Origin of the sequence: Inquilinus limosus MP06 (assembly GCF_000767795.1) — a bacterium.
GTDB classification, from domain to species: Bacteria; Pseudomonadota; Alphaproteobacteria; order DSM-16000; family Inquilinaceae; genus Inquilinus; species Inquilinus limosus_E.
This window is the reverse complement of sequence record NZ_JANX01000400.1, coordinates 1-5,894: the sequence shown is the minus strand read 5'-3', so window position 1 is coordinate 5,894 and position 5,894 is coordinate 1. Positions and strand designations below refer to the sequence as shown.

At 70.3% G+C, this 5,894-nt stretch carries 6 protein-coding genes; 2 read left to right on the top strand and 4 right to left on the bottom strand.

The features are described 5' to 3' along the window. Positions 1 to 403 precede the first annotated feature (403 nt). Together P409_RS24170 and P409_RS24165 are read left to right on the top strand one after the other, a co-directional pair. Positions 404 to 685 carry a hypothetical protein gene (locus tag P409_RS24170; protein ID WP_152613516.1) on the top strand — a complete coding sequence of 94 codons (282 nt, stop codon included), beginning with the start codon at positions 404 to 406 and terminating at the stop codon, positions 683 to 685. Between the two features lie 109 nt (positions 686 to 794). After that, complete coding sequence (locus P409_RS24165) at positions 795 to 1,145, top strand: hypothetical protein (protein WP_034844657.1); 351 nt, start codon at positions 795 to 797, stop codon at positions 1,143 to 1,145. 18 nt (positions 1,146 to 1,163) lie between these two features. Here P409_RS24165 and P409_RS24160 read toward each other — a convergent pair whose 3' ends face one another. From P409_RS24160 to P409_RS24145, 4 genes are all read right to left on the bottom strand, one after another. After that, positions 1,164 to 2,042, bottom strand: a complete 879-nt coding sequence (locus P409_RS24160; RefSeq protein ID WP_034844656.1) for a phosphotransferase family protein — start codon at positions 2,040 to 2,042, stop codon at positions 1,164 to 1,166. Positions 2,043 to 2,047: 5 nt separating this feature from the next. Next, positions 2,048 to 2,647 carry a histidine phosphatase family protein gene (locus tag P409_RS24155; RefSeq protein ID WP_238578761.1) on the bottom strand — a complete coding sequence of 200 codons (600 nt, stop codon included), beginning with the start codon at positions 2,645 to 2,647 and terminating at the stop codon, positions 2,048 to 2,050. An 89-nt stretch (positions 2,648 to 2,736) separates the two neighbouring features. Beyond that, on the bottom strand, positions 2,737 to 3,846 hold the full coding sequence (locus tag P409_RS24150) for an ABC transporter substrate-binding protein (RefSeq protein WP_238578760.1): 1,110 nt from the start codon (positions 3,844 to 3,846) through the stop codon (positions 2,737 to 2,739). Beyond that, positions 3,843 to 5,894, bottom strand: a 2,052-nt coding sequence (locus P409_RS24145) for a TonB-dependent siderophore receptor (RefSeq protein WP_034844652.1), incomplete at its 5' end; no start/stop codon positions are given. The genes P409_RS24150 and P409_RS24145, both read right to left, overlap by 4 nt.

The window sequence follows — 5,894 nt, the reverse complement described above, 5'->3', positions numbered from 1 at the left end:
GGCGACCAGCGCCAGCAGCACGCCCTGGCCGAGATTGGCCGCGGTGACGGCCAGGCCCAGCCCGGCGCCCAGCGCCACCTCGCCCCCGACCGGCCCGGCCAGGGCCAGCATCGTCCGGTTGATCATCATGACGGCCATGCCTCCGCAACCCGGTGAAGCCGCTTCCGCGAAGTCGGCCGATCATTGATGACTGACCGGCGGTCACTGAGTCAATCGAGAAATGCAAATGAGAGTCGATTGCATTTAGAAGCAACGAAGCGCCATCGTCAGGTCGCCTGGGAAATGGCTCCGGCCATCCTTGTGCACCGCGTTCCCTCGCTGCCGCATGAACAGGATGTTGCGGGGAACCGGAACAAATCGCCCGCCCGTGTCTTGTTTGGACATCATGCTGATGGCAGACCGAATGACGACCGACGGCCGGAGCCTCGCGCAGACGCTGCACTTCTGGCTTCGCATCCAGGGCCAGAACTGGGAGGACGGATTCCCGCCCAGCCCGGAGGAGGCGGCCTGGATCAGCCAGGCCCTGGCGGCGGCGCGGCATGGCAGCCTGGCGCGCAGCCAGGAATGCATTCTGCACGCGATCCTGCGGGATCTGGCCCCTCCGCCGGAAGCCGGGGACTACAGTCTCGACAGCTTCCGCAGCGACCTCTCCGCCTTCCAGGCGCGATATGTCGACGGCGGCTAAAATCCCTGAAAAATCCGTAAGATAAATTATCCCGTTCCAGCGAGCTTCCGGGTTGCCAAATGGCCCGATCCAAGGGATCGTGCACCATTGATTTCCGGGAGGTCGCATTATGGATCGGCCGACGCGCATCGTTCCACCGATCCGCTTCATCTCGACGGCCGGCGACGAGGCGTCGATCACTGTCGCAACCGCGCTGGTCGAGCATCTCGACGCCCTCTACGACAGGCTTCTCGACCCCAGGTATGGCGAGGCGCATGCCGCCGGCACGCTGCGGACGAAGCATCTCGACACCATCGAAAAGCTGCTGTTCCGGGCCACCGAGGAGATGGATCAGGGCGCGGTGCAGCTGAGCGACGGGCTGCGGACCCAGGCGGCGCTGCTGATCGGCCAGTACGGGCCGCTGGCGGCCGTGGCGGCGCGACCCGACATGGCCGGGCAGTCCAGCCAGGCCGCCCTCTGACCCTCCGGACCGGGACGCCTAGACGGGCTCCGCCGCCGCGGCCCAGTCCGCGAAGCTGCGCACCATCATCGGCCGATGCTCGGGGTCGTCGGCCAGTTCGGCCAGTTCCCACAGCCGATGCGTGCCGGTGAGGATGGCAATCCGCCGGCGGTCGAGCGCCAGCCCGGTCAGCGCCTCATAGGCCGTCGCGAGCCGGGCGGTCAGGTCGGGCGAGACGAAGCCGGAATAGACGAATTCCTGGTGCAGCGGCCCGATGCCGGAATCGGCGAAGTCGTAGATGCCGTTCAGCCGCTGCCGGTCATGGTCGAAGGCCATGTTCCAGCCATGGCCGTCGAAGAAGCCGTAGACCGGTGGATGCGGCTCGGGCGGCAGCCGGCCATAGGCGTCGAGCAGCCGCTTCGCCGCCGGACGGAGTTCCGCGGGCAGCGCCGACAGCGCCCTGGCGCCGATCCGGTCCGCCCCGCCCCATTCCTCGACCAGCCCGGCGCCGGCCGCGGCCATCCGGCCGGGATCGAGCCGGTGCAGCCCGGCATGGAAGCGGGCCAGGTCCTCGGCCAGCCGCCGGCGCGCCGCCTCGGGCAGCCCGGCATAATGCTCCGCCAGCAGGTGCTCGCCCGGGATCTTGGCATGCCGCGAGAACAGCGGCGGCCCCTCCACCAGCGCGAGGTCGGGGACCGGCAGCGGCACCGCGGGCCGGACCAGGCCCAGCAGCGCGGCCTCCTTGCACAGCCGCCGCGCCGCCGCGTCGTGCCGCGGGAACTTGAAGATCAGCCGGTCCTCCGCCTCGATCGCCGTCGAATCCCAGCTCTCCGCCAGGATCCGGAAGCGGCACGCGGCCAGATCCGGGAAGGCGCGCAGGATCGCGGCGCGGCAGGCGTCGAGGTCGGCTGCGGCCATGGGCGTTATCTCAGGTTCCAGCGGCGGATCACCGGCTCGGTCAGGTCGTGCTCATAGCCCAGGACGCTGATGCTGGCGGTGTCGAGGACGAAGTTCGCCCCGCCCTCCGGCGGCAGGCCCAGCCATCGTGCCGCGAGCACCCGCAGGAAGTGCGAGCTGGAGAACGCCAGCACCGATCTGCCGGCGTCGCGGAATTCGCGGATGATGCGGTCCGCCCGCGCCCCGACATCGGCCGCGGCCTCGCCCTGCGGGCAGCCGTCGCGGAACAGCTGCCAGCCGGGCCGGTCGGCCAGGATCTGCCGGGTGGTCAGCCCCTCATAGGCGCCGTAATCCCATTCGGCCAGGTCGCCCCTGACCACGGCGCGCGCGCCGAAGCCGGCCAGCTCGCAGGTGGTGCGGGCCCGCTGCGACGGGCTGGACCAGACGGCGGTGACGGACAGCCCCTGCAGCCGGTCGGCCAGCGTCCGCGCGGCCTCGGCCCCGGCCGCGGTCAACGGGATGTCGGACCGGCCGGTGTGCTTGCCGGTGGCGCTCCACTCCGTCTCCCCGTGGCGGACGAGGGTCAGTTCGGGATACGGGCTGCTCATCGCCTGTCCTTCGGTCATGCGCGGCGGTCCGGGCCGGGCCGCGCTCGGGAGCGCAAGGCTAGCCGCATTGCCCGCCGGCCGCCAAGCGTCCCGCTCCTGCGGACGGGTCAGGGGTCGAGGGAGATCCAGTACGTGCCGGTGAACGGCACGGCCAGGAAGCGGTGGTTGATCTCCGCCAGCGTCGCCGCGGGGTCGAGATCGCCGAACAGCTCCGGCCGGATCCAGCGCGCCATCGCCTCGATGCCGACGATGCTGAGCGGGCCGCCGTTGAAGAAGTTCCACAGCGCATGCACCCGGCCCCGGCGCATCGCCGAGGTCCCAGCCAGGCCGGGCGCGGAGGCCAGCGCCGCCAGCTTTGCCCGCGCCACCGCCGCATCCACCCCGCTGCCGATGCTGATGCTGCCGGCCTGGTCGAGCTGCGGCAGGCCGGTGGCGATGTAGACCTCCGGGTCCGCCGCCAGCACGTATTCCGGGTCGAGCTGGCCGCCATTCGGCGTCGGGAACCGCTCGGCGCCGATGTTGCGCCCGCCGACGAGCGTGATGACCTCGCCCAGGCTGCCGCTGCCGGCCGACCAGCAGCAGGGCCACAGCCCGGGATAGGCGTGCAGCATCACCCGCGGCCCCGGCGGGACGCCGGCCATGCGGTCGCGGATCCGGCGCAGACGATCCTCGGTGAAGGCGATGAAGGACTCCGCCGCCTCCTCCCGCCCCAGCGCCCGGCCCAGCAGCCGCAGACTGGGAACGGTGCGGGTCAGCGGCGACTGGTAGAAATCGACGAAGATCACCGGGATGCCGGCCTGCTCGAAGGGCGCGGCCATCGCCTCCGGGCTGGTCGCCGCCGCCTGCCAGGCGCTGAAGATCGCCAGGTCCGGCGCCACCGCCAGCGCCTTCTCCATCGAGAAGGTCTCGCCGCTGCCGAGGCCGACCACCGGCAGGTCCGCCACTGCCGGGAAGCGCGCCCTGAACAGGGCATAGGTCGCCGGGTCCTGCTTCTCCAGGTCGCCGCCCCAGCCGGCCAGGCGCGACACCGGGTCGGGGTCGAGCAGCGCCAGGGTGATCAGCTGGAAGCCCTCGGCCAGCAGGATGCGCCGCGGCTCGTGCCCGATCGTCACGGTCCGGCCGAGGATGTCTGTGACCGTGCGCGGCCATTCGGCCCTGGCCGGCAGCGCCGCCATCAGGGCCAGCAGCAGCGCCGCCCAGACGGCCCTGCGCGTCACCAATTGTAGCCCAGCGTCAGCTTCACCACGCGGCCGTCGCCGTAATAGCAGGCGGTCGGGCTGCTGCAGCTGGCGACATAGGTGCGGTCGAACAGGTTGGAGGCGTTCAGCGAGACCCGCCAGTTGTCGCGGCCGTAGCTGACCGCCGCGTCGAACACGGTGGAGGCCGGCACCTTCAGCGTGTTGGCGGCATCGGCGTAGCTGGCGCCGACATAGCGCACCCCGCCGCCGAGGCCGACGCCCTCGAAGCTGCCGTGCCGGACCTTGTAGTCGAGCCACAGGGAGCCGAGCTCCTGCGGCACGCCGATCGGCACCTTGCCCTTGTCGACGTCGTTGCTCTCGGTGACCTCGAGATCGTAGCGGGTGTAGGAGGCGACCAGGTTCAGCCCCTCGGCCAGGCTGGCATTGGCCTCCAGCTCCACGCCGCGGGACCGGACCTCGCCGGTCTGCACCTGGTTCAGGATGTTGTTCGGGTCGGTGGTGGTGGTGTTCTCGCGCCGCAGGTCGAACACGGCCGCGGAGAAGAAGCTCTCCATCCCCTCCGGCTGGTACTTCACCCCGACCTCGATCTGGTCGCCGGTCTCCGGATCGAAGGGCCGGCCGTAGAAATTCGTGCCGACCACCGGGTTGAAGAAGGTCGAGTAGCTGACATAGGGGGCCAGGCCGAGATCCGACTTGTAGAGCAGCGCGATGCGGCCGGTGAAGGCGCCGTCGCTCGAGCTGGTGCTGGTGTCGTTCAGATGGTTGTCGATGTCGGAGGACACCCAGTCGTAGCGGCCGGTGGCGGTCAGGAACCAGCGGTCGTCCCAGCTGATCTGGTCCTGCACATAGACGCCGAGCTGGCTCATCACCTGCCGGTTCAGGATGTAGCGCGAGGCCTTGCCGGGGATCCGGCCGTAATGCGGATGGACGATGTCGAGCGGCGCCGCCGGGCCCGACGCCTGGTCGTCATCGATCTGGTAGCGCTTGTAGTCCAGCCCGACCAGCGCGGTGTGCTGCAGCGGCCCGGTGTCGAACCTCGCCTCGGCCTGGTTGTCGACGGTGACGAAATTCACCTCGGGCCGGGTCTGGTAGTTCAGGCGGGCCAGCCGGGTCTGCGCCGCATCGGCATAGCCGACGCCGAACATGCCGTCATGGAACAGGTCGAGATGGGCGAAGCGGAAATTCTGCCGCACCGTCCAGGTGTCGTCGAAGCGATGCTCCAGCTGGTAGCCGATCATCGCCTGGTTGCGGACGAATTTGTCGTAGCCCGGCTCGCTGGTGAACAGGTCGCGCGGGATGCGGCCGAAGCCGGCCCGCTTCACCGTGCCGACATAGGGCAGGAAGCCCTGCGCCTGGTTCAGGTCGTCATGCTGGTAGCTGGCCAGGATGGTCAGCGTGGTGTCCTCGTTCGGCTTCCAGGTCAGGCTAGGGGCGATGAAGCCTCGGAAATCCTCGGCCTTTTCGGTCTCGGTGCCGCCGGAATGGACCAGCGCCGTCACCCGGTACAGCCACTGGCCGTCCTGGTCCAGCGGGCCGCCGATGTCGAAGGCGCCGAAGGCGCGGCCATGCTCGTCGATGCCGGCCTCGGCCGAATGCAGCGTCTCCTCCGGCGGCCGCTTGCTGACCAGGTTGACCAGGCCGCCCGGCGACCCGCCGCCATAGAGGAAGGAGGACGGGCCGCGCAGCTGCTCGATCCGCTCCAGCCCGTAGGGCTCGGCCCGCCAGCCGGCCAGGGCGGTGGAGAACAGCGACAGCCCGTCCCGGAACAGCCCGTCCTGGTAGGCCCGGAAGCCGCGGATGTAGAACCAGTCGAAGCGGGAGTCGGTGCCGAAGGGCTGGGCGCGCACGCCGGGGGAATAGCGCAGCGCCTCGTCCACCGTGCGGACCGCCTGGTCCTCCATCTGCGGCCGTCCGATCACCGAGACCGAGGCCGGCGTCTCGATCAGCGGCGTGTCGGTCTTGCTGCCGGTGGCGCTGCGGCCGGCGACATAGCCGTCGACCGGCCCCCAGGCCGTGCCGCCGGCGCCGGTGACGACGATCGGGTCCAGCGTCAGCCCGCCCGCCGC

Excerpts from the sequence above, each read along its gene's own strand:
- P409_RS24155 (WP_238578761.1), bottom strand. The coding sequence starts at position 2,647 with ATGACCGAAGGACAGGCGATGAGCAGCCCGTATCCCGAACTGACCCTC.
- P409_RS24170 (WP_152613516.1), top strand. The coding sequence starts at position 404 with ATGACGACCGACGGCCGGAGCCTCGCGCAGACGCTGCACTTCTGGCTT.
- P409_RS24160 (WP_034844656.1), bottom strand. The coding sequence starts at position 2,042 with ATGGCCGCAGCCGACCTCGACGCCTGCCGCGCCGCGATCCTGCGCGCC.
- P409_RS24165 (WP_034844657.1), top strand. The coding sequence starts at position 795 with ATGGATCGGCCGACGCGCATCGTTCCACCGATCCGCTTCATCTCGACG.